At 66.8% G+C, this 21,604-nt stretch carries 21 protein-coding genes; 7 read left to right on the top strand and 14 right to left on the bottom strand.

Features of this window, described 5'->3' with window-relative positions; genetic code table 11:
* Positions 1-26 precede the first annotated feature (26 nt).
* Together HMPREF9710_RS28995 and HMPREF9710_RS15930 are read left to right on the top strand one after the other, a co-directional pair.
* Entirely contained in the window at positions 27-947 is a 921-nt protein-coding gene (locus HMPREF9710_RS28995; RefSeq protein ID WP_005668022.1) for a DMT family transporter, read from the top strand.
* A 16-nt stretch (positions 948-963) separates the two neighbouring features.
* Positions 964-1,818, top strand: a complete 855-nt coding sequence (locus HMPREF9710_RS15930) for a sulfurtransferase (protein WP_005668020.1) — start codon at positions 964-966, stop codon at positions 1,816-1,818.
* A gap of 34 nt (positions 1,819-1,852) precedes the next feature.
* On the opposite strand, the gene HMPREF9710_RS15925 is transcribed toward HMPREF9710_RS15930, so the two are convergent.
* On the bottom strand, positions 1,853-2,587 hold the full coding sequence (locus HMPREF9710_RS15925; protein ID WP_005668018.1) for a ZIP family metal transporter: 735 nt from the start codon (positions 2,585-2,587) through the stop codon (positions 1,853-1,855).
* Positions 2,588-2,750: 163 nt separating this feature from the next.
* The gene (locus HMPREF9710_RS15920; protein ID WP_005668017.1) at positions 2,751-3,635 is read right to left on the bottom strand and encodes a dienelactone hydrolase family protein; all 885 of its coding nucleotides are present in this window, start codon (positions 3,633-3,635) and stop codon (positions 2,751-2,753) included.
* Positions 3,636-3,773: 138 nt separating this feature from the next.
* On the opposite strand from HMPREF9710_RS15920, the gene HMPREF9710_RS15915 reads away from it, so the two are divergent.
* Complete coding sequence (locus HMPREF9710_RS15915; RefSeq protein ID WP_005668015.1) at positions 3,774-4,787, top strand: serine hydrolase domain-containing protein; 1,014 nt, start codon at positions 3,774-3,776, stop codon at positions 4,785-4,787.
* Between the two features lie 12 nt (positions 4,788-4,799).
* On the opposite strand, the gene HMPREF9710_RS15910 is transcribed toward HMPREF9710_RS15915, so the two are convergent.
* Both HMPREF9710_RS15910 and polA read right to left on the bottom strand, forming a co-directional pair.
* On the bottom strand, positions 4,800-5,090 hold the full coding sequence (locus HMPREF9710_RS15910) for a glutathione S-transferase N-terminal domain-containing protein (protein WP_005668013.1): 291 nt from the start codon (positions 5,088-5,090) through the stop codon (positions 4,800-4,802).
* A 56-nt stretch (positions 5,091-5,146) separates the two neighbouring features.
* Entirely contained in the window at positions 5,147-7,918 is a 2,772-nt protein-coding gene (polA, locus tag HMPREF9710_RS15905) for a DNA polymerase I (RefSeq protein ID WP_040776911.1), read from the bottom strand.
* A gap of 200 nt (positions 7,919-8,118) precedes the next feature.
* Between polA and HMPREF9710_RS15900 the strand changes: the two genes are divergently transcribed.
* The 3 genes from HMPREF9710_RS15900 to HMPREF9710_RS15890 all read left to right on the top strand — a co-directional run bounded on the left by HMPREF9710_RS15900 (position 8,119) and on the right by HMPREF9710_RS15890 (position 10,432).
* Positions 8,119-8,622, top strand: coding sequence for a hypothetical protein (locus HMPREF9710_RS15900; protein WP_005668010.1), 504 nt, complete (start codon positions 8,119-8,121; stop codon positions 8,620-8,622).
* 61 nt (positions 8,623-8,683) lie between these two features.
* Complete coding sequence (locus HMPREF9710_RS15895) at positions 8,684-9,652, top strand: homoserine kinase (protein ID WP_005668007.1); 969 nt, start codon at positions 8,684-8,686, stop codon at positions 9,650-9,652.
* Entirely contained in the window at positions 9,653-10,432 is a 780-nt protein-coding gene (locus HMPREF9710_RS15890; protein ID WP_005668006.1) for a BPSS1780 family membrane protein, read from the top strand.
* 38 nt (positions 10,433-10,470) lie between these two features.
* Here the strand turns inward: HMPREF9710_RS15890 and HMPREF9710_RS15885 are convergent, their stop codons facing one another.
* The 8 genes from HMPREF9710_RS15885 to HMPREF9710_RS15850 all read right to left on the bottom strand — a co-directional run bounded on the left by HMPREF9710_RS15885 (position 10,471) and on the right by HMPREF9710_RS15850 (position 18,869).
* A complete protein-coding gene (locus HMPREF9710_RS15885; protein ID WP_005668004.1) occupies positions 10,471-12,786 on the bottom strand; it encodes a UvrD-helicase domain-containing protein in 2,316 nt (771 codons plus the stop codon).
* Between the two features lie 83 nt (positions 12,787-12,869).
* Complete coding sequence (locus HMPREF9710_RS15880) at positions 12,870-13,157, bottom strand: MSMEG_0570 family nitrogen starvation response protein (RefSeq protein ID WP_005668003.1); 288 nt, start codon at positions 13,155-13,157, stop codon at positions 12,870-12,872.
* Positions 13,150-14,139, bottom strand: coding sequence for a sll0787 family AIR synthase-like protein (locus HMPREF9710_RS15875; RefSeq protein WP_005668001.1), 990 nt, complete (start codon positions 14,137-14,139; stop codon positions 13,150-13,152). Before HMPREF9710_RS15875 ends, HMPREF9710_RS15880 begins: the two co-directional genes overlap by 8 nt.
* Positions 14,136-15,239, bottom strand: a complete 1,104-nt coding sequence (locus HMPREF9710_RS15870; RefSeq protein WP_005667999.1) for an MSMEG_0568 family radical SAM protein — start codon at positions 15,237-15,239, stop codon at positions 14,136-14,138. The genes HMPREF9710_RS15875 and HMPREF9710_RS15870 overlap by 4 nt, the downstream gene beginning before the upstream one ends.
* Entirely contained in the window at positions 15,236-16,228 is a 993-nt protein-coding gene (locus tag HMPREF9710_RS15865) for a Nit6803 family nitrilase (protein ID WP_005667997.1), read from the bottom strand. The genes HMPREF9710_RS15870 and HMPREF9710_RS15865 overlap by 4 nt, the downstream gene beginning before the upstream one ends.
* Before the next feature lie 22 nt (positions 16,229-16,250).
* On the bottom strand, positions 16,251-16,733 hold the full coding sequence (locus tag HMPREF9710_RS15860) for an MSMEG_0572/Sll0783 family nitrogen starvation response protein (protein WP_005667995.1): 483 nt from the start codon (positions 16,731-16,733) through the stop codon (positions 16,251-16,253).
* A 283-nt stretch (positions 16,734-17,016) separates the two neighbouring features.
* Positions 17,017-18,297 (bottom strand): MSMEG_0569 family flavin-dependent oxidoreductase, encoded by a 1,281-nt coding sequence (locus HMPREF9710_RS15855; protein WP_005667993.1) that lies wholly within the window; start codon positions 18,295-18,297, stop codon positions 17,017-17,019.
* Positions 18,294-18,869, bottom strand: a complete 576-nt coding sequence (locus HMPREF9710_RS15850) for an MSMEG_0567/Sll0786 family nitrogen starvation N-acetyltransferase (protein ID WP_005667991.1) — start codon at positions 18,867-18,869, stop codon at positions 18,294-18,296. Before HMPREF9710_RS15850 ends, HMPREF9710_RS15855 begins: the two co-directional genes overlap by 4 nt.
* A gap of 316 nt (positions 18,870-19,185) precedes the next feature.
* Here HMPREF9710_RS15850 and HMPREF9710_RS15845 point away from each other — a divergent pair, with 316 nt between their 5' ends.
* On the top strand, positions 19,186-20,598 hold the full coding sequence (locus tag HMPREF9710_RS15845) for an aminotransferase-like domain-containing protein (protein WP_005667989.1): 1,413 nt from the start codon (positions 19,186-19,188) through the stop codon (positions 20,596-20,598).
* Between the two features lie 21 nt (positions 20,599-20,619).
* Here HMPREF9710_RS15845 and HMPREF9710_RS15840 read toward each other — a convergent pair whose 3' ends face one another.
* Both HMPREF9710_RS15840 and HMPREF9710_RS15835 read right to left on the bottom strand, forming a co-directional pair.
* Positions 20,620-20,979 carry a hypothetical protein gene (locus HMPREF9710_RS15840; protein ID WP_157225627.1) on the bottom strand — a complete coding sequence of 120 codons (360 nt, stop codon included), beginning with the start codon at positions 20,977-20,979 and terminating at the stop codon, positions 20,620-20,622.
* Between the two features lie 150 nt (positions 20,980-21,129).
* On the bottom strand, positions 21,130-21,531 hold the full coding sequence (locus HMPREF9710_RS15835) for a GFA family protein (RefSeq protein ID WP_005667986.1): 402 nt from the start codon (positions 21,529-21,531) through the stop codon (positions 21,130-21,132).
* Between the last annotated feature and the right edge of the window lie 73 nt (positions 21,532-21,604).

Raw genomic sequence — 21,604 nt, 5'->3', positions numbered from 1 at the left:
CCGCATGGTCCTTCACTGGAAATCCGATGGCTTCCCTCTGGATGTTGTACGCCAGCTTCGCGTTCGCCGCCATGGGCGCGGGCGTGAAGCTGGCTTCCGAGTTCTATTCCACCTCCGAACTCCTGATGTACCGGGGCCTGATCGGCACCCTCATCCTGCTGTTCATGGTGCGCCGCCAGGGCGGCACCTTCAAGACGGATTTCGGCAAGGCCCACCTGTGGCGCAGCCTGGTCGGCGTGACCTCGCTGTGGCTGTGGTTCTTCGCGATCGGCCGCCTGCCGCTGGCCACGGCGATGACGCTCAACTACATGGCGCCGATCTGGATCGCGGCCGGGATGTTCGTCATGGGCTGGTGGACCAAGACCAAGCATGCCGAGTGGCCGCTGGTGGTGGCGATCGCCTCCAGCTTCTTCGGCGTGACCATGGTGCTGCAGCCGGCGGTCGAGAGCAACCAGTGGCTGGGCGGCCTGGCCGGCGTGTGCTCGTCGATGATCTCGGCCATGGCCTATATGCAGGTGCGCAAGCTCGGCCAACTGGGCGAACCCGAATACCGCGTGGTGTTCTACTTCTCGCTGACCACGACCCTGGTCGGCCTCGCCGCCACACTGGCCGGCGACGGCCCGCAAGGCGCCCTGTTCCATGGGCACACGGCCTACGGCTTCCTGCTGCTGCTGGGAATCGGCGGCGCCGCCCTGATCGCCCAGATGTGCATGACCCGCGCCTACCGCGTGGGCAAGGTGCTGGTGGTGGCCAACCTGCAGTACACCGGCATCGTGTTTTCCACCCTGTGGGGCCTGATCCTGTGGGGCGACGCCTTCGACTGGCACGTGTGGCTGGGCATCGGCGTGATCCTGCTCTCGGGACTGGCCGCGACGTTCTACAATACCCGCAAGACGGCGCGCGGCGCCGTCGTCAAGGACCAGGACCCCGTGGTCAGCGAATCGTAGAAGGAGACTTAACGCCATGTTCAAGACCCTGATTTCGGCCAGCCAGCTGGCCGCCCATATCGACGACCCGAAATGGGTGGTGGTGGACTGCCGCCACGACCTGGTGAACCTCGCCGCCGGCCGTGACGGCTATGCCGCCGGCCACCTGCCGAACGCGGTGTTCGCCGACATCGAGACCGTGCTGTCGGGCGCCAAGCGCGGGCCTGACGGCGTGTTCCTCGGCCGCCATCCGCTGCCCGAGAAGGAAGCGCTGGCGCAGGCCCTGCAGGCTTTCGGCATTGATGACGACACGCAGGTGGTCGCCTACGACGCCCACGGCGGCATGTTCGCGGCGCGCCTGTGGTGGCTGCTGCGCTGGCTGGGCCACGAGGCGGTGGCGGTGCTCGACGGCGGCATGGCGGCCTGGCAGGCGCTGGGCCAGCCCTTGTCGACCGAGACGCCCGCCAGGCCGCGCGGCAGCTTGAGCGTGCGTGCGCCCTTCGTGCCGACCGTGACGGTGCGCGAAGTGATGGACAACCTGGAAAGCGGCCAGCGCATCGTGATCGACGCCCGCGCGGCCGACCGCTTCCGCGGCGAGAACGAAACGATCGACCCGGTGGGCGGCCACATCCCGGGCGCGAAGAACCGCTTCTTCAAGGACAACCTGCAGGCGGACGGCCGCTTCAAGGCCCCGGAAGACCTGCGCGCGGAGTTCGGCGCCCTGGTCGACGATCCGCAGCGCGCCATCATGCAGTGCGGATCGGGCGTGACCGCCTGCCACAACCTGCTGGCGCTGGAAGTGGCGGGCCTGCCGGGCGCCAGCCTGTATCCGGGATCGTGGAGCGAGTGGGTGGGCGACGCCTCGCGGCCGGTCGCGAAAGGCGCGGATTGAACGACAAAGGGCTTCTTCGCGAAGCCCTTTTTCTTTAGAAGGCGTGCAGCGCCACCACGATCGCCACCCCGAGGGCGATCAGGAACACCTGCGGCACCGACTCCTTCAGGGTCGCGCGGCGCTGCATCTGCGGCATCAGGTCGCTCACCGCGATATAGATGAAGCCCGACGAGGCGAACACCAGCACATAGGGAATCAGGCCGCTTGCCTGGTCCAGCGTGAAGTAGCCCAGCAGGCCGCCCGCCACTGCCAGCAGGCTGCACAGCAGGTTGAACACATAGGCGCGCAGGCGCGAGAAGCCAGCGTTGAGCAGCACGATGAAGTCGCCGATCTCTTGCGGGATTTCGTGGGCGACGATGGCCAGCGCGGTCACGATGCCCACCTCCGGGTCGGCCAGGAAGGCCGCCGCGATCAGGATGCCGTCGGTGAAGTTGTGCATGCCGTCGCCGAGCAGGATCATCCAGCCCGACTTGCCGGCCTCGCGCGCGTCATGGCCGTGGGCGTGGTGGTGTCCGTCGCCCTCGTGGTGGTGCGAATGGCGCAGCAGCGCCACCTTTTCCAGCAAGAAGAACGCCAGCAGGCCCGCCAGCAGGGTGGCGAACAGGCTCTTGATGTCGGCGCCCGATTCGAACGCTTCCGGCAGCGCGTGCAGCAGCGACGTCGCCAGCATGATGCCGACCGACAGGCTGACCATCTTTTCGACCACTTTCGACAGCAGGGCGAACGAGAAAAGCGCAGCCCCGGAAATGCTGACGACGCCGGCGATCACGGTCGCCAGCAGGATGGAACTCAGGGTCGGGTCGATAAGCGGGTCGATTTGAAAGCCTCTTGTTCTGTTCTTGCGACGATCCGCAAACCGGGCATTGTACCGCTCCCGGCCCGCGCTCGTCCAAGAGCCCGCCCGAAGCGGCAGGCTCGCAGGCTGTCACCCGTCAGGCGACGCCGTGCTTGCGGAACCACGCCAGCGCGCGGTTCCAGCCATCCTTGGCGTCAAGCTCGTTGTAGGTCGGGCGGTAGTCGGCGTGGAAAGCGTGGTCGGCGTCCGGATACACGTGGATCGTCGAGCGGCTGTTGCCCTTGTCGAGGGCGGCCTGCATGCGCTTGACCGTGTCCAGCGGGATGCCGCCGTCCTTGCCGCCGTACAGGCCCAGCACCGGCACCTTGAGGTTCTGGGCGACGTCGATCGGGTGTTTCGGCGTGTTCGGGGTCGCCTCGCCCACCAGGCGGCCGTACCAGGCCACGCCGGCCTTGACGTCCAGGTTGTGCGCGGCGTACAGCCAGGTGATGCGTCCGCCCCAGCAGAAACCGGTGATCCCCAGTTTGGTGGTGTCGCCGCCACGCTGCTTGGCCCAGGCCACGACGGTGTCGAGGTCGGACATGACTTGCGCGTCCGGCGTTTTGGAGACGATGTTCTTGATCAGGTCCGGAATGGCCTCGACCTTGGTCGCGTCGCCCTGGCGCACGAACAGGTCGGGCGCGATCGCCATATAGCCCTGCTTGGCGAAGCGGCGCGCCACGTCCTTGATGTGCTCATGCACGCCGAAGATCTCGGACACCACCAGGATGACCGGGACGTTGGTCTTGCCGCGCGGCTGGGCGCGGTAGACGGGCACGTCCTGGCCTTCGATGACCAGGATGCTGTCAGCGGCGTCGAGGCCCTCGGCATCGGTCTGGATCCGGGTCTGCGCGACCACCGGCAGCGCGGCCGCGGCGAAACCGGTGCCGACCGCCGCCTTCAGGAAGTCGCGCCGCTTCACGCCGTCGTCGTAGGCGCTGGCGCCCAGCAGGCTGTGGGCATCGTTGACGAGATCTTTCATGGACATCCCCTTTCTGGTCAGAGTTGGACAGGCTTGCCAGTTTAGCATCGCTTGCGGCGACTGCACGCGCGGCACGGACGAGCGTCAGGCGGCTGAGCTTATACTTGTCGGCTCATAGTGGACAAGACAGGGATTTTCGTGCACCGGCTGGAAGACCATTTCACGCAACTGCAATCGACCTTACCGCCGGACGGCCCGGGCTTCAGCGCCGCCGTCCTGTGCGACGGCAAGGCCGTATTCGAGCTTCACCACGGCATGGCCTCGCTCGAACTGAAGGTGCCCTTGGGCTCCGACTCGGCGTATTACCTCGCCTCCGAATCCAAGCAGTTCACCGCCGCCTGCGTGCTGTCGCTGGTGCGCGCGGGCGCCATCGGGCTCGATGACGACGTTTGCATCCACCTGCCGGAACTGGCGAAGTTCGAACAACCCTTCCCGCTGCGCAGCCTGCTCAATCACAGCAGCGGCATCCCGGACTATTTCCAGTTCATCGAATCCCAGTTGTCGCGCCACGAGGCCGACTATTTCGACAACCGGATGATCCTGCAGGTGATCGCTCGTCTCGACACCGTCACCTTCCCCACGTCGACCGGATACCGCTACAGCAATAGCAACTACATCCTGCTTGCCACCCTGGTGGAGCGCCTGAGCGGCAGGTCGCTCGGCCGCTATGCGCGAGAAAAGCTGTTCGATCCGCTGGGAATGCGGCGCATCGTGTTCGACGAGGACCGCTTCAGTATCATCGAACACCGGGTCTTCAGCTATGAAGCCGATCGCGCGCGTCCCTTCGGCTACAAGCAGCACCTGGGCAATGCCAACACGGTTGGAGATGGCGGCGTCTACGCGAGCGTCAATGAACTGCTGCGCTGGGAAAAAGAATGGCATCGCCAATGGGCCGATCCAGCGAGTCTGTTGCGCGCGATGCTGCAGGCTTCGCCCTTGCTGGACGGTTCGGTGCCGGCTTACCGCTTCGGGCTGGAGGTGATCCAGCGCGCAGGCCATGACGTCGTATTCCACAGCGGCGGCCTGTGGGGATTCGACACGCTGATCCTCAGGATACCGGCCCACCGCATGTCGGTCATCCAGCTGGCGAACTGCGAGGCGGCGCAATCCGATATGGAAAAGATCGTGGCTGCCGCCCTTGATCAACAATGATCGGAACGGCGCCTACCTGGCCTGGTCGAACAGCAGCGGCATCTCGCCGTCGACTGCGAGCCGTTCCATATCGCTGCGCACCGCCGGCGGGAACTGTAGCCCGTCGACGATGCTCAGCGAACGCAGAATCGGCCACAGCTTGGCGTCGCCGATGATCGGCACGGCCTTCTTGCCGACCAGGCGCGTGGGCGTCTCGGCATCGTCTTCCATGACGACGATGATCTCGAAGGGCAGATTCTTCAGGCCCAGGGCCAGCCGCGCGCGGCTGCAGAAAGGGCAATGCTCGTCTATATAGAGTTTCAAGAGTCCTCCATGGACGATGTGCAGGCGCCTGGCCGCGTCCCTACATCAGTACGCTATCAGTGCGCCTCTTCCCAGTTCTTGCCGACACCGGTCTCGGCCAGCAGCGGCACGTCGAGCTTGGCCACACCCGCCATCAGCTCCGGCAGCTTGACCCGCACCAGTTCCAGCTCGGCTTCCGGCACCTCGAGCACCAGTTCGTCGTGCACCTGCATGATCATGCGCGTGCCCAGCTTCTCGTTCTCGATCCAGCCCTGCACCGCGATCATCGCCAGCTTGATGAGGTCGGCCGCCGTGCCCTGCATCGGCGCATTGATCGCCGCGCGTTCGGCGCCGGCGCGGCGCGGACCGTTCGGCGAATTGATCTCGGGCAGCCACAGGCGGCGGCCGAACACGGTTTCGACGTAGCCGCGCGCCTTCGCTTCCAGGCGCGTGTTGTCCATGTACTGCTTCACGCCCGAGAAGCGCGCGAAGTAACGCTCGATATAGTTGGCGGCCGCGGCGCGTTCGATGCCGAGGTTGCCGGCCAGGCCGAAGGCGCTCATGCCATAGATCAGGCCGAAGTTGATCACCTTGGCGTAGCGGCGCTGCTCGCTCTGCACGTCGGCGGGCGGGATACCGAAGATCTCGGCGGCGGTGGCGCGGTGGATGTCCTCGCCGTCGGCGAAGGCTTTCAGCATCGCCGCGTCGCCCGAGATGTGCGCCATGATGCGCAGCTCGATCTGCGAATAGTCGGCCGAGACGATCACGTGGCCCGGGGCGGCGATGAAGGCCTCCCTGATGCGGCGGCCTTCGGCGTTGCGCACCGGGATGTTCTGCAGGTTCGGCTCGTTCGACGACAGGCGGCCGGTGATCGCCACCGCCTGGGCGTAGTTCGTGTGCACGCGGCCGGTGTTCGGGTTGACCATCTTCGGCAGCTTGTCGGTATAGGTCGACTTCAGCTTCGACATGCCGCGGTGCTCGAGCAGGATCTTCGGCAGCGGATAATCCTCGGCCAGCTTCTGCAGCACCTCTTCGTCGGTCGACGGCGCGCCGGTGGCGGTCTTCTTGATCACCGGCAGGCCGAGCTTGCCGAAGAAGATCTCGCCGATCTGTTTCGGCGAACCCAGGTTGAACGGGCCGCCGGCCGCTTCATAGGCCTGCTGTTCCAGTTCCATCATGCGCTTGCCCAGCTCGCCCGATTGCACGTCGAGCAGCGCGCTGTCGATCAACACGCCGTTGCGCTCGATCTTGTGCAGCACTTCCATGGTCGGCATCTCGATCTCGCGGTAGATGTAGGCGAGACCCTTGTCCTTCTCGACTTCCGGCAGCATGCTCTGGTGCAGGCGCAGGGTGATGTCCGAATCCTCGCCGGCATACTCGGTGGCGCGCGCCAGCTCGACCTGGTCGAAGCAGATCTGCTTGGCGCCCTTGCCGCACACGTCCACGTAGGGAATCGTGGTGTAGCCGAGGTGGCGCATCGCCATCGTGTCCATATCGTGCGGCTTGTGCGACTCGAACACATACGATTGCAGCAGCGTGTCGTGCACGATGCCCTTCAAGGTCACGCCATGGTTGGCGAAGATGTGCATATCGTACTTGAGGTTCTGGCCCACCTTCGGCTTGGCTGGATTCTCGAGCCAGCCGCGCATCTTTTCCAGCACGTGCTCGCGCGACAGCTGGTCCGGCGCGCCGGCGTAGCGGTGCGCCACCGGGATGTAGGCGCCCTTGCCCACTTCGACCGACAGCGAGATGCCGACCATCTCGGCCGCCATCGGGTCGAGCGAGGTGGTTTCGGTGTCCACCGAGGTCAGCTCGGCCGCATCGACCAGCGCCAGCCATTTGTCGAGCTGCTCGTCGGTCAGGATCGTTTCGTATTCACCCTTGATGACCGGCATGCCGGCCAGGGTCGCCGCGCCTTCCGGCGAGTTCAGCGGCCCGCCGCCCGGCGCGCTGCCGGCGGCCGGACGCACGCTGCCGTCGCCCGGCTTGGCGCCGCCCAGGTCGCGCAGCATGGTCTTGAAACCATAGCGCTGGAAAAAGTCGCGCAGCGCCTCGGCATCTTCCGGACGGCCGACCAGCGACTCTTCGAACGAGATCACGTGCTTGACCAGGTCGCAGTCGGTCTTGACGGTGATCAGTTCGCGCCCCTTCGGCAGCCATTCCAGGGCCGCCTGCAGGTTGGCGCCGACGGCGCCGCCGATGCTGGCCGCGTTCTCGATCACGCCATCCAGCGAGCCGTGCAGGGTGAGCCACTTGACGGCCGTCTTGGGGCCGCACTTGGCCACGCCCGGCACGTTGTCGACGGTGTCGCCGACCAGGGTCAGGTAGTCGATGATGCGGTTCGGCGGCACGCCGAACTTGGCCAGCACGCCGGCCTCGTCCATGCGCTCGTTGGTCATGGTATTGATCAGCATGACCTTGTCGTTGACCAGCTGGGCCAGGTCCTTGTCGCCGGTCGAGACCACGGTCTTCATGCCGCGCGCCGTGGCCTGCACCGCCAGGGTGCCGATCACGTCGTCCGCTTCGACACCATCCACCATCAGGATCGGCCAGCCCATGTAGCGCACCACTTCGTGGATCGGTTCGATCTGCTTGCCCAGGTCTTCCGGCATCGAGGCGCGCGTCGCCTTGTATTCGGGATACAGGTCGTCGCGGAACGTCTTGCCCTTGGCATCGAAGACGCAGGCGATGTAGGCGGCCGGAAAGTCGGCGCGCAGGCGGCGCAGCATATTGACCATGCCGTGCATGGCGCCGGTCGGGAAGCCGTCCGGGCTGCGCAGGTCGGGCAGCGCGTGGTAGGCGCGATAAAGATAACTGGAACCGTCAACGAGCAGCAGGGTATTGTCCATAAGGGGGGCGACATTCAGGAGTTCGGCAGGCGGCGCCATCGGTGGCGCCAGGGTAAGCGCCATTATCGCAGAATCCGCATCAGCAGCCGCGCCTGAGCTTCAAGGCACTTGCCCCTCTGTAAACATAAGGTTTTGGCACACTTTTCACTGGGCAGGGACGCTGTTTGCTACAATGGACTAAACGACATTAGGTGACCATCATGCTGCGCTCGACATCCCGCTTCGCCCTCCTGACGCTTTGCCTGCTCGCCGGCTCGGCCGCGGCCCAGCAGTCGGCGTTGCCTCCGACGCAACCGACGCCAACCCCGCCGCAGAACCAGCAGCGGCCCAGCGATGCGCCGCCCGAACTCGAACGCATCGAGCCGGGCAGCGACACGCCGGCGACCACGATTCCGCCGCGCCAGCGCACCAAGATCACGGAGCGCCGCAGCAATGACGGCACGGTCACCCAGGTCGAGGTAGAAAGCGGCCCGAGCCGCTACACCATGAAGCCCAACGTTGCACCAGGTAACGCCCAACCCGGCGATGCCACCAGCAACAACATCCGTGCCCCACAATGGACGGTGATGGAATTCGACTTTGGCAATCCCAAGAAGCAGGACACAGCCGATCAGCCGGTCGCGCCGGCCCCCGCGCGTCCGGGCGTGCCCGCCCGCGCCGACGTGCCGCCGCCGCCCGCGCTGGAGCCGACCACCAAACAATGATCCCACCAGCCGCGGCGCTTGTGTCGCGGCGGCGGGTTCTCACCTTCTCTTTTGTTAGCACATGGCAGTATTTACCGCGGTCTCGCTGGATGACCTTCACCAGTGGATCAAGCAGTACCCGCTCGGCCAGGCCGTCGGGCTCGAAGGCATTTCATCCGGCATCGACAACAGCAATTTTTTCTTGAGCACTGCGCATGGTCCACGGTCTGGCGAGTATGTGCTCACGATCTTCGAGAACCTGCGCTTCGACCAGCTCCCCTTCTACGTCAAGCTGATGGCCCACCTGGCCGAACGCGGCATTCCGGTGCCGGCGCCGGTGCCGAACACGGACGATGAACTGGTGGTCGCGCTGCACGGCAAGCCGGCGATCATCGTCAGCCGCCTGCAAGGCAGCTCGCAGCTCGACCCGCAGCCGGTGCACTGCGCCGAAGTGGGTCGCATGCTGGCGCGCATGCACCTGGCGGCCCAGGATTTCACCCTGCATCAACCCAATTTGCGTGGCCTGGACTGGTGGGTGGAGACCGCGCCGGCCGTCCTGCCGTTCTTGAATGAAGCCGAAGCCGCGCTGCTGCGCAGCGAAGTGGCCTACCAGAGCGAGTTCGCCGCCGGCGCCACCTATGCGCAACTGGCGCGCGGGCCCGTACACGCCGACCTGTTCCGCAACAACGTGATGTTCGAGGGCGAGCGCCTGAGCGGCTGCTTCGACTTTTATTTTGCCGGCGTCGACACCTGGCTGTACGACGTCGCCGTGACCGTCAACGACTGGTGCGTCGACCTGGCCACCGGCGTTCTTGACGCAGCCCGGGTGCGTGCGTTGCTGGACGCCTACCATGAGGTGCGGCCATTCACCGCAGACGAACAAGCCGCCTGGCAGCCGATGCTGCGCGCCGGCGCGCTTCGCTTCTGGCTGTCGCGCCTGTATGATCTGCATCTTCCCCGTGCGGCCGAGCTGTTGACGCCGCACGATCCGACCCATTTCGAACGCATCCTGCGCGAGCGCATCGCTTGCCCGGCGCCGAATTTGCCCTAAATGAACAATTTGCCTGCTATCACCGGCTGGATCTGGCTCAAACGCGGCGCCAGCCTGTTCCGTCAACAACCCGCGGCCCTCACCACGCTGCTGTTCGCCAACATCCTCATCAGCATCCTGATCAGCTCCGTGCCGCTGCTGGGACCGATGGTGGCGGTGGTCCTGATTCCGTCGTTCTCGATGGCTTTCATGATGGGTTGCTCGATGATCGAGAGCGGGCAGCGCGTCTCGCCCGCGGTGCTGCTGACGGGATTCCGCAAGCCGGTATTCCGCGAATTGTGCAAGGTCGGGGTGGTCTACCTGGCCGTGTCGCTGGTGCTGGCGCTGATCACCCGCCTCGCCGTCGATGAAACGTTCTGGGAGCAGGTCCGGGCCCAGGGCACGACCGGCACCCCGGCCGTGCTGGCGGGATCGGACGTGCTGGCGATGTTCCTGATCTTTGCGGTCGACGTCGCGGCGCTGATCTCGCTGTGCTTCGCCGCCCCGCTCACCTACTGGCAAAAGATGCCGCCGTTCAAGGCCGTGTTCTACAGCTTCTTTGCGGTGAAACGCAGTGCCGGCGTGTTCCTGGTCTTGCTGCTGGCCTGGTTCGCGATCTTCTTCGCGGTGTGCATGGTGATCGCCATGCTGCTGGGCGGGAATAATATCGCGCGGGTGGTGATCATGTGGGTGATCTTCCTGTTCATCCTGCTGCTGCAGTGCGCGATGTATGCGGGGTATCGGGAGATTTTCGGCAAGCCGGACACGGCGCCGGCTGACAAGGTCAGCCTCGAGAAATGATGTCGGCGGGTGGATGGCGCCGCCATCCACCATGAAGCTCAGCGCCCGATCTTCTCCAGCTTCGCGATCGACAAGTCCAGCACCTTCATCCCGGCCGAACCGAAATTGATCTGGGCCCGCGCCGCGCCGGCGCCGCCTTCGATATTGACGATCACGCCTTCCCCGAACTTGGCGTGCGACACGGATTCACCCACGCGCCAGCCGGTGCCATTGCCCGACTTCTGCGTGATCTGCTGCGCGATCTTGTTGTCGCTGCCGCCTTCGCGGAACTTGGCGTCGTCCCAGGCCGTCGTCTGCTTGCGGCCAGCGAACCAGGCGGTCTGCACGCGCGGCGACAGCCACTTGAGCGCTTCTTCGGGCAACTCGTCGAAGAAGCGCGACTTCATGTTAAAGCGGGTCTGGCCGTGCAGCATGCGCTGCTGGGTAAAGCTCATGTACAGGCGCCGGCGCGCGCGCGTGATCGCCACGTACATCAGGCGCCGTTCTTCGTCCACGCCCTCGGCTTCGCGCGCGCTGCTCTCGTGCGGGAACAGGCCTTCTTCGAGGCCGGTGATGAACACCGCATCGAATTCCAGGCCCTTGGCCGAGTGCACCGTCATCAGCTGCAATGCCTCTTGCCCGGCCTGGGCCTGGGCGTCGCCCGCCTCGAGCGAAGCATGCGACAGGAAGGCGGACAAGGGCGACATCACGGTCGGCAGCGGCGCGCCGCCGTCGATGACCTCGATGCCGTCCTGGTACACCACCGCCTCGCCGGCCTGGGCCTGAGATGGCGGGCCCAGATGGGCCGGCGCCTGGACGCCGAAGCCTTCTTCTTGCACGAACTGGGTCGCGGCGTTGACCATCTGCTCCAGGTTCTCGATGCGGTCGGCTCCTTCCTTCTCGTTGGCGTAATGCGTGAGCAGGGTGCTGCGCTCGAGCACCACGCGCACCAGCTCGGGCAGCGGCAATTGCTGGGTCTCGAAACGCGCGCCTTCGATCAATTTGACGAAGGCGCCCAGCGACGTGCCGGCCTTGCCGGACATATAGGGCACGGCCGCATACAGCGAGATGCCGTAGCTGTCGGCCGCCATCTGCAGCTGCTCGATCGAGCGCGCGCCGATGCCGCGGGTGGGGAAGTTCACCACGCGCAGGAAGGCCGAATCGTTGTGCGGATTATCCATCAGCTGCAGGTAGGCGATGGCGTGCTTGACCTCGGCGCGCTGGAAGTAGCGCAGGCCGCCGTACACGGTGTACGGCAGGCCGGCGGCGAACAGCGCGTGCTCGATCACCCGGCTCTGGGCATTGCTGCGGTACAGGATCGCGATCTCGTTGCGCGGCATGCCCTCGTTCATGAGGCTTTTCGCTTCTTCGATGATCCACTGCGCTTCTTCGAGGTCGGACGACGCCTCGTACACGCGCACCGGCTCGCCCTGGCCCGCATCCGTGCGCAGGTTCTTGCCCAGACGCTTGGTGTTATTGGCGATCAGGTAGTTGGCGCTGTCGAGGATGTGGCCGTGCGAGCGGTAGTTCTGCTCCAGCTTGATCAGGTTCTTGACCTGGTAGTCGCGCTCGAAGGCCGACATATTGCCGACGTTGGCGCCGCGGAAGGCATAGATGCTCTGGTCGTCGTCGCCGACGGCGAAGATGGCGCCGCCGCCGGTCTCGCCCTGCCCCGCCAGCAATTTCAGCAGGTTGTATTGCAAGTCATTGGTATCCTGGAACTCGTCGACCAGGATGTGGCGGAAACGCATCTGGTAGTGATGGCGCAGCGGGCCATTGCGCGCCAGCAGTTCATAGGAACGCAGCAGCAGCTCGGCGAAATCGACCACGCCTTCGCGCTGGCATTGCTGATCGTACAACTCATACAACTCGACCATGCGGCGCTCGATCGGGTCATACGCTTCGACCTGCGAGGCGCGCAGGCCCTGGTCCTTGGCGTTGTTGATGAAGTACATCAGGTTCTTGGCCGGATACTTCTCGTCGTCGACATTGTGCGCCTTGAGCATGCGCTTGATCAGCGACAGCTGGTCTTGCGAGTCGAGGATCTGGAACGTCTGCGGCAACGCGGCGTCGCGGTAGTGCGTGCGCAGCAGCCGGTTGCACAGGCCGTGGAAGGTGCCGATCCACATGCCGCGCGTATTAATCGGCAGCATGGCCGACAAACGCGTGAGCATCTCCTTCGCCGCCTTGTTCGTGAACGTCACCGCCATGATGCCGGCCGGCGACACCTGGTTGGTCTGGATCAGCCAGGCGATGCGCGTGGTCAGCACGCGCGTCTTGCCGGAACCGGCGCCGGCAAGGATCAGCGCGCTCTGCGAAGGCAGTGTAACTGCGGCAAGTTGTTCGGGATTGAGGTTGTGAAGAAGGGTCTGCATCCGGCCATTATACCGCCGCGATTTACTGTATGCCCATCCAGTTCGCGCCGCCGCAACGTTTGCCGGCTACGCTCAGGGCGAGCTCAAGGTGAAAACCGCTCGACCCGCACGACCGCGTCACCATCGCCCTGGAAGGCAGCGGCCTTCGTCTCGATGCGCGCCAGCTGGTCCATGGCCGACGAGCAGGCGAAACCATATTTGGCGCGCACCCGCTCGCTGGCGGCGCCCAGCCCGCGGCGGCTGCGCGCCAGGAAGTCGGCCAGCGCATACGGCGTGCCGGCGTCCAGGTGCTCCTTGATGGCCGTCGACGGAGAATAGCAGTCGTCGGTGCTGGCATCCGGCCAGCGGACCAGAAAACGTACTTCAGGCATGGTTTGCTCCCCTATCGCGTTCTTCACCGCAGCCGATGAAGGCTTCCCGTTCGAAATCCCACAGCGTGACCCGTTCGGCGCCGCGCCGCAGCGTGACGGCGCTGCCCGCTTCCGTGCGGCCGATCGCGGCGCAGGCGATGCCGCGCGCCGCGAAGCGCGCCAGCACGGCGTCCAGGTGCTCGTCGGCGACGCTGAGCAAGAAGCCGTAGCTGGGGAAGACGCCCAGCCAGCGCGCCAGGTCGACGCCGTCCGGACGCGGCACCAGGTCGACGTCGATGACGGCGCCGATGCCCGAGCATTCGAGCAGCATCAGCGCCGTCCCGACCACGCCCGCCATGCTGATGTCCTTGGCCGCCGCCGCCAGGCCGTCCTCGGCCAGCGCCGGCAGGATCTCGAGGTCGGCGCGCAGGCGCTCCGGCGGCGCGCCGAGGCTCGTGTTCCAGTAGGCATACGGCTCCTGGAAGCGTCCGCGCAGGTCGATCGCGGCGACCAGGTGCTGGCCAGGTCGCGCATCGAAGCTGGTCAGCAGGCGGTGCGCGCGGCCGACGATGGCGACCGACAGCTGTTCGCGGTCGGTGCGCCGGTTGCTGTGGCCGCCGACGATGGGAACGCCATACGCGAGGGAGGCCGCCGCCATCCCCTCCAGCACCGGGGTGGCGGCGTCGCCGCCGCGGCTCCACAGCGCATCCACGACGGCGGTGGGCCGTCCGCCCATGGCATGGATGTCGCTCACGTTGACCATCACGCCGCAATAGCCGGCGAACCAGGGTTCGCGCTCGACGAATTCGTTCAGGAAGCCTTCGATCGCGAACAGCAGGTAGCCGTCGCCGTCGGGGATCGCCGCGCAATCGTCGCCGATGGCGACGCCGCTGGGCGCGGCCCCGCGCAGGGCCGGCAGCACGCCCTCGATGTCGCGCTTGTGCGCGAAGCCGGGACTCGCGCGCAGGGATGCGGCCAACGCTTCCAGTGTGGAGTCGCTCATGCCGCCGGCCGCTTTTCGTAGGTGGACAGTGTCGAGCAGGCGCCGCAGCGTCCGCAACCCGCCTTGATGTCGGCCGCGCGCAGATTGCCGCGCTCAAGGATCCCGGCCAGCGGCGCCAGGACGGCGCGCATGAAGGCGGCGTCGGGCGCCGGATGGTCTTCGAGCGGGGTGCCGGTGACGGGCACGAACGGCACCACGAAGGGATACACGCCCATGTCCACCAGACGCTCGCTCATGGCGAGGATCGCCTCCGGCGTGTCGCCCAGCCCGGCCAGGATGTAGGTGCTGACCTGGCCCGGGCCGAACACCGCGACCGCCGCCTCGAAGGCGCTGAAATAGCGCTTGAGCGGCACGCTCGCCTTGCCCGGCATGATGCGCGCGCGCACCGCCGGCGTCACGGCTTCCAGGTGCATGCCCAATGAATCGACGCCGGCATCGCGCATGCGCCGGAACCACGCGTCGTCGTCGGGCGGCTCGCACTGGCCCTGGATCGGCAGGTCCACCGCCGCCTTGACCGCGAACGCGCTCTCGCACAGGATCTGCGCGCCACGATCGGTCGCGTTCGGCGTGCCGGTGGTCATGACCATGTGCTTCACGCCGTCGAGCAGCACCGCGGCGCGCGCCACCTCGGCCAGCTGTTCCGGCGTCTTGCGCAGGATCGTGCGGCCGGCCGCCAGCGACTGGCCGATCGCGCAGAACTGGCAGGACTTGCGCCGGCTTTCGTAGCGGATGCAGCTTTGCAGGACCGTGGTCGCCAGCACGTCGGCGCCGTGCAGGGTGGCGATCTTGGAGTACGGCACGCCGTCGTAGGTCTGCAGCTTGTAAAAGCGCGGCTGGCGCGGGAAGGACACCACGGCCAGCTCGATCCCGTCGCGCACGATGCGCGTCGAGCCGTCGGCGCGCGGCGCGGCGACATAGGGCGAGCTCCAGGCGCCCGCCGTGTGCACCGGGATCATCACCGTGTGGCCATCGATCGTGACCGCCTTGTGGTCGGTCGGGCCGGCGCCGCCGCGCCGGCTCGGCGCGCCGATGCTGGTGTCGCCCAGCCGCAGTCCGACCGACTGCAACTCCGCAATCAACTGCTGGTTCATGGGGTTCATGGCTGCTCCAGTGGTTGGGAAGAAGGTTCCGCGCCGCGTGTCTCCATCGCCTGGACCTGCGATTGCATGGGAGACGTCTGGCGCGGATCGATCATGAGGCTCAGGAGTTCGGGCCGCGCGTAGTGGCCCACCGAATCCATCATGCGCTTGCGTTTCGTGATCAGGGCCAGGTCCAGGTCGGCCACGACCATGCCTTCGCCGCTGCGCAGCGGCTCGGCCAGCAGCTTGCCTTCGGGCGAGACGATGGCTGTGAAGCAGCCGCCGCGCAGCGCCTTGCGGCGCTCCGGGTCCGGCGTGATCGCCTCGACCTGGGCGTCGGTGAGCCAGCCGGTGGCGTTCACGACGAAGCAGCCCGATTCCAGCGCATGGTGGCGGATGGTCACTTCCATCTGGTCGGCGAAGACCTGCCCCACCATCGAGCCGGGGAACTGGGCGGCATGGATTTCCTCGTGCTGCGCCATCAGCGCGTAGCGCGCCAGCGGGTTGTAGTGTTCCCAGCAGGCCAGCGCGCCGAGGCGGCCGACCGCACTGTCCACCACCTTCAGGCCGCTGGCGTCGCCCTGGCCCCAGACCATGCGCTCGTGGTAGGTCGGCGTGATCTTGCGCCGCTTGAGGATCAACTCGCCGTCGGCGTCGAACACCAGCTGGGTGTTGTACAGCGAGCCGTGGTCACGCTCGTTCACGCCGAGCACCACCACGACGCCATGGCGCCGCGCCGCGGCGCCGACGGCGTGGGTCACCGGACCCGGCACCGCCACCGCGCGCTCGTACAACAGCAAGTGCTCGGGACCTTGCTCGAAGGGCGGCCGGATGAAGGAGAAATAAGGATAGTAGGGCACGAAGGTCTCCGGGAACACCGCCAGTTGCGCGCCCCGCGACGCGGCCTCGGCGATGGCGTCGCAGACCTTCGCGACGGTGCCGTCGGCGCTGTCCAGGCTTGGTGCGATCTGCACCGCCGCCGCCCTGACCACCCTGTTCGCTTGGTTCATGGTGCCGCCCTCCTGTCGCCGCTTACAGGGTCCAGGTATCGATGACGACCGCGTTGTCGCGCAGGTGCAGCAGCTTCAGGTCGAGCACGTCGAGCGGGCTGATGGGGCGGATGCCTTCGATCAGCGCCGGCTCGCCATGGCCGTACAGCGCCTGCAGCGCGAAGCGGCAGGCATAGACCTTGCCGCCCTCTTCCATGAACTTGGTGAGCTGCTTGCTGTAGTTCTGGTGGCCGGGGAAGGCTTCGTCGCCGATGGTCGGGAAGCCGCGCTGGATGCCCAGGGTGACGCCCGGCCCGTACATCAGGATCGAGGTTTCGTATCCCTTGCGCTGCAGGCGGGTGGCCTGCAGCATGTTGACGAAACCGATCGAGCCTTCATAGGCCACCGTGTGGAAGGTTACCAGCGCTTTCTCGCCCGGCTTCGCCTTGACGTCCTCGAACACCTTCTCCTCGTAGTCCACGAAGAAGTCGCCTTTCTGGTGCTTGGCTTGGGTAACTGCTGGCATGGTAGTGCTCCTGTCTAGTGGTTGAATTGGTGCGGAAAAACGCGGTCCGCACAGGGGGATTGATTGCATGCTCCGTGCCAGTCAATGCCCTGGCGCGCGGACATTGAATGGAACGTTTTCCATTCAAGCCGCCGTCCAAGAGGCATGCCGGCGCGGTGCGGGGCAGCGATCCGGTCAAACCGTCCAGTCAATGACGGCGGCAGGATCGAAGCACAGCGTGCCGGGGTTGCGTCGCGGCGGTGCGGCGCATGCCACATCACGGCGCGCGCTGCACCGGGGCATGTCAGGCATACCGCAACGCCGGGGCGCCAGCCAGCGCGCCGATGTGCGCCGCCAGGTACTCGGCATCGCGCGCCACGCCCGAGAAGCGGCCCGAACCCCAGGTGTGCAGCCAGGGCAGGCCCAGGAAATACAGGCCCGGCTGGCCGCTGACGCCGCGCGCGTGGACCGGATGACCGCGCCCGTTGAAGACCGGCGCATTGACCCATTTGAAATCCGGCGCGAAGCCGATGCACCAGACCACGGCTGCGATGCCCTCGGCGCGCAGATCGAGCGTGTCGGCCAGCGCGCCGTCCGGCTCCCATGGCGCCACGTAGGCGGCGCCGGGCGGGGCGGCGATGCCCTGGGACACGATCCAGTTGTCGATCGAGGCGTTGATGCGGTTGTAGACCGCGTCGGCCTGGTCCAGGTTGGCCTTCAGGTTGGGGGCGAAGTCGAGCCGCGTGCCCTCCAGGCCGGTCAGCGTGCCGTGCAGCCGCATGCCCTGCAGCGCGAAGGCGCGCAGGTCGATGTCGCGCCCGCCGTCGCGCCCCGTGACATAGTGGTTGGTGTTGTCGCGCACGCCTTCGCGCAAGGGGTGTTCGCTCACCGGCTTGTCGTAGTAGCCCATGTCGGCCAGCCAGTCGACCACGTCGCGGCCGCGATAGAAGCGCGCGCAGCGCGGCGCGTCGCCGGTGGCCAGGTGGACGCGGCGGCCGGCCAGGTGCAGGTCTTCCGCGATCTGCGCGCCGGACTGGCCGGAGCCGACGACCAGCACCGCGCCTTCGGGCAGGCTGTGCGGATTGCGGTAGTCGGCCGAGTGCAGCTGCACGACGTCGGCCGGCAGGCGCTCGGCCAGGCGCGGCACGATCGGCTCCTGGTAGCAGCCCGAAGCCACTACGACCTGGCCCGCGGTGGTGTCGCCGATGCTGGTGCGCAGCGCGAAGCCGCCGCTCGCCAAAGGCGCCACCTCGCGCACCTCGACGCCTTCGCGCACCGGCGCATTCACCTTGGCGATGAAGCCGTCCAGGTACTCGACGATCTGTTCGCGCCGCATGAAGCCGTGCGGATCGTCGCCGGCATACGGATGACCGGGCAGCCGGCATTGCCAGTTCGGGGTCACCAGCGAGAACGCGTCCCAGCGCTGGGTGCGCCAGGCGTGCGCCTGCACGTGTTTTTCGAACACGATGTGCCCGATGCCGGCCTGCTGCAGGTAGTAGCTCATGGACAGGCCGGCCTGGCCACCGCCGACGATGGCGACGTCGTAGTGCGCATCGAGCGCAGGCAGGATGGTGGGGGTGGTCATGCGGTTTCTCCGGTGGGAAGGTTGGAAGACGGCGCCGGCCTGGCCGCCAGGCCGGCATAGCCGGCTTGCGGGGTGTGGCAGGGCGGATAGCTGGCCAGGTCGGCCTGCATCAGGTGATGCGGCCGTCCCAGCAGGGTTTCCTCGTGCAGCACATGCCAGTCGAGGCGCTGGAACAGGGGCACGTTCTGGCTTTGCACGTGGGCGCGAAACACGCGGCAGCCCAGCGCGCCGGCGCTGGCGACCGCCAGGCGAATGAGGGTGATGCCGAGCCGGGCGTGCTTGCGCCATGCGGGATCGACGGCCAGCCGCGAACCGAACCACAGGCCGTCGCCTTCGTGATGGATGCGCACGGTGCCGATCACCTGGTCGGGCAGACCGGCCAGGCACGACAGCGCGACCAGCAGCTGCGCGCGTTCGTCGACCGCGTCGCGGTCGTCGTGCGCGAAGATGCCCTGCTCTTCGCAGAACACGGCGCGGCGCAGGCGGTAGGCTTGTTCCGCCTCCCACGGCAGGGTGACCCATTTGACGCGGAACTCGCTGGGCAGATAGGCGAGGGGCAGCTCGTTCATCATGATCGTTCTCCTGGCGGGCGATGCCTGGATTGAATGCATGGGGCGTGCCAATCAATCGCCTTGGCGCCCCGATTTGACTGCAGGCGCCTGCGGTCATTCCGGGCCACGGCGCGCCCGCCCCTTCTGGCACGCGCCTTGCATCGGGCCAGACGAGGGAGGCGGCTTTTTGCGTCGTCCGCCGGCTCCATACATTCGCTCCATACAATCGGCGCCAGGGGCCGCCACACGAAGTCGCGGATATCGCATCATGCGGGTGCGCGTTGAGCCTTTTCGGTGCCTGCGCGCGCCCGCAACAACGTCATGGAGGCCGGCAGCAATGAGCAAGAAATTCGATGGCTGGATGCCCAGGCTGAAGAAGGCGAACACGCCCGGCGCCCTGCCCTTCTACCAGCAGATCGCGAATGCGATCGCCGACGACATCACGACCGGCCGCCTGATGCCGGAGCAGCGCTTGCCGGCACAGCGCCGGCTGGCCGCCGGCCTCGGGATCGACTTCACCACGGTGGCGCGCGCCTATGTCGAGGCGCAGCGGCGCGGGCTGGTCGATTCCACGGTGGGCCGCGGCACCTTCGTGTGCGGCAAGCGCCGTCCCGCCATCCCGCGTGCGGTCGAAGGGCGGCCGAACATCGACCTGTCGATGAACATGCCGCCCGAGCCGGCGTCGCCCGAACTGGCGCAGCTGATGCAGGCCGGCTATGCGGAAGTCGGCGCCCACCTGCGCGACCTGCTGCGCTACCAGGACTTCTGCGGCTCGCGCGCCGATCGCGAGGCCGGCGCGCTGTGGCTGCGCCGGCGCGGCCTGGTGGTTCCCCAGGAACGGGTGCTGGTCACGCCGGGCGCCCAGTGCGCGCTGCTGGCGGTGCTGGGCGCGATCGCGCCCGCGGGCTCGGTCGTGTGCTGCGAAGAGCTGACCTATCCGGGGTTGCGCGCGCTGGCCGGCCAGCTGGGCCTGAAACTGGTGGGGTTGCCGATGGACGGCGAAGGCATCGATGCGGTCGCCTTCGCCGCCGCCTGCGCCCAGTACGCGCCGAAGGCGCTGTATTGCAATCCGACCCTGCTCAATCCAACGACGGCGGTGATGTCGGCGCAGCGGCGCCAGGCGCTGGTGGAGGTGGCGCGCTTTCATGGCGTGGCGATCATCGAGGACGACGCCTACGGCTTCCTGCCGCGCTCGGGCCCGCCGCCGCTGGCCAGCATGGGGCCGGACATCACCTTTTATATCGCCGGCCTCGCCAAATGCGTGGGCGCGGGCCTGCGCGTCGGCTTCCTGGTCGCCCCGGACGCCCACTACACGGCGCGCCTGACGGCCGCCATCCGCGCCACCACGACCATGGTCTCACCGATCACGGCGGCGCTGGCGACACGCTGGATCCGCGACGGCACGGCCGACCTGATGCTGGCCGCCATCCGCAAGGAATGCGCGGTGCGCCACAAGATCGCGCTGCGCGCCCTGCCCGACGCGAGCGTCGACGCCACGCCGGACAGTTTTCATCTATGGCTGCGGCTACCCGCGCCGTGGGGGCGCCGGCAATTCGCCGAGACGATGGCCGCGGCCGGGGTGGCGGTGGTCGCCAGCGATGCGTTCGCCGTCGGGGCGCCGGGCATGGCGCCGGAGGCGGTGCGGGTGTGCGTGGGCGGCATGGCCGACCGCTACCAGATCCAGCATGCGCTGGAGCTCATGGGGCAGGCGCTGCGCCATCCGCCCCCGTGCGTCGCGCATGGCGTATGAACGCCGGCGCGCTTGCCGCCGCTAGACGCGCCTGACGAGCAGCGCGACGTCGATCTGGTCGTCGGCGCGCACGACCACCCGCTGGCCGATCACGGCGGTGCGGATCGGCGCCGCCAGGACTTCGTCGTTGCTGGTCAGCCTGGCCTGCACACGCAGATTGCCCTCGTAGTCCATGCGGGCGATCGTGAACTCCAGGGCCCACGGCGTATCGCCATGGACGCCACGCAAGGTGATGCGCTCGGCATTCTGCGCGACCACGACCGGCTTGCTGACTTCGCCGAACATGTCCAGCTTCAGCGCCACCTCGAATCCCGTATGGTGGTTGGTGTGCCCGATCCCGGCCGGAGGCAAGGGACGGGCTTGCGCGGCGGAGCCCGCCACTCCTGCGAGTGCTGCAACAGGCAGGGCGAGGCAAAGCTGGCGACGCTTGCGGTTGGACGATGGTGCGCTCATGGCGGTAGCTTTCCGAGAAGTTACGGTGATTCCATGCTCGCATCTTCCTGCACGGATGACAATGCGGGCCGCATGAAATCAGCCTTCCGACCGTGTCTTCTGATATTGCGGCAAGCCGTCCTGCAGCTTTAGCCAGCCCAGCCGGCTACGCACGAAGGTGTGGTCGGCCGGCGGCACCTGTTCCGGGTCGTCCAGGCTGGCGGTGGCAAGGTCGATCTCGTCGGGCCAGCGCTCGTCGTGCCAGGTGAGCGTGGCGCCGCAGGACGGGCAGAAACTACGCAGCGCATGTTCGCTGGAGCGGAAGCGCTGCGGTGCGCTGGCGGTCCAGTGCAGGCTCGTTGTCTTGACGCTGAACCAGGCGAAGGCCGGGGCGCCCGAGGCCTTGCGGCAATCGGTGCAATGGCACAGCGTGCTGTTGAAAGGTTCGCCGCGCGCCTCGTAGCGCACTGCCCCGCAGAAGCATCCACCTTGCAAGCTCATCTGATTCCTCCACGCTGGCATATTCGTCGATTTCGCACAGGAAACCATATTAACATCGCGCAACTTCTCGGAA

It is taken from the genome of Massilia timonae CCUG 45783 (assembly GCF_000315425.1).
Taxonomy (GTDB): domain Bacteria; phylum Pseudomonadota; class Gammaproteobacteria; order Burkholderiales; family Burkholderiaceae_D; genus Telluria; species Telluria timonae.
This window is presented reverse-complemented; position numbering and strand designations above follow the sequence as displayed.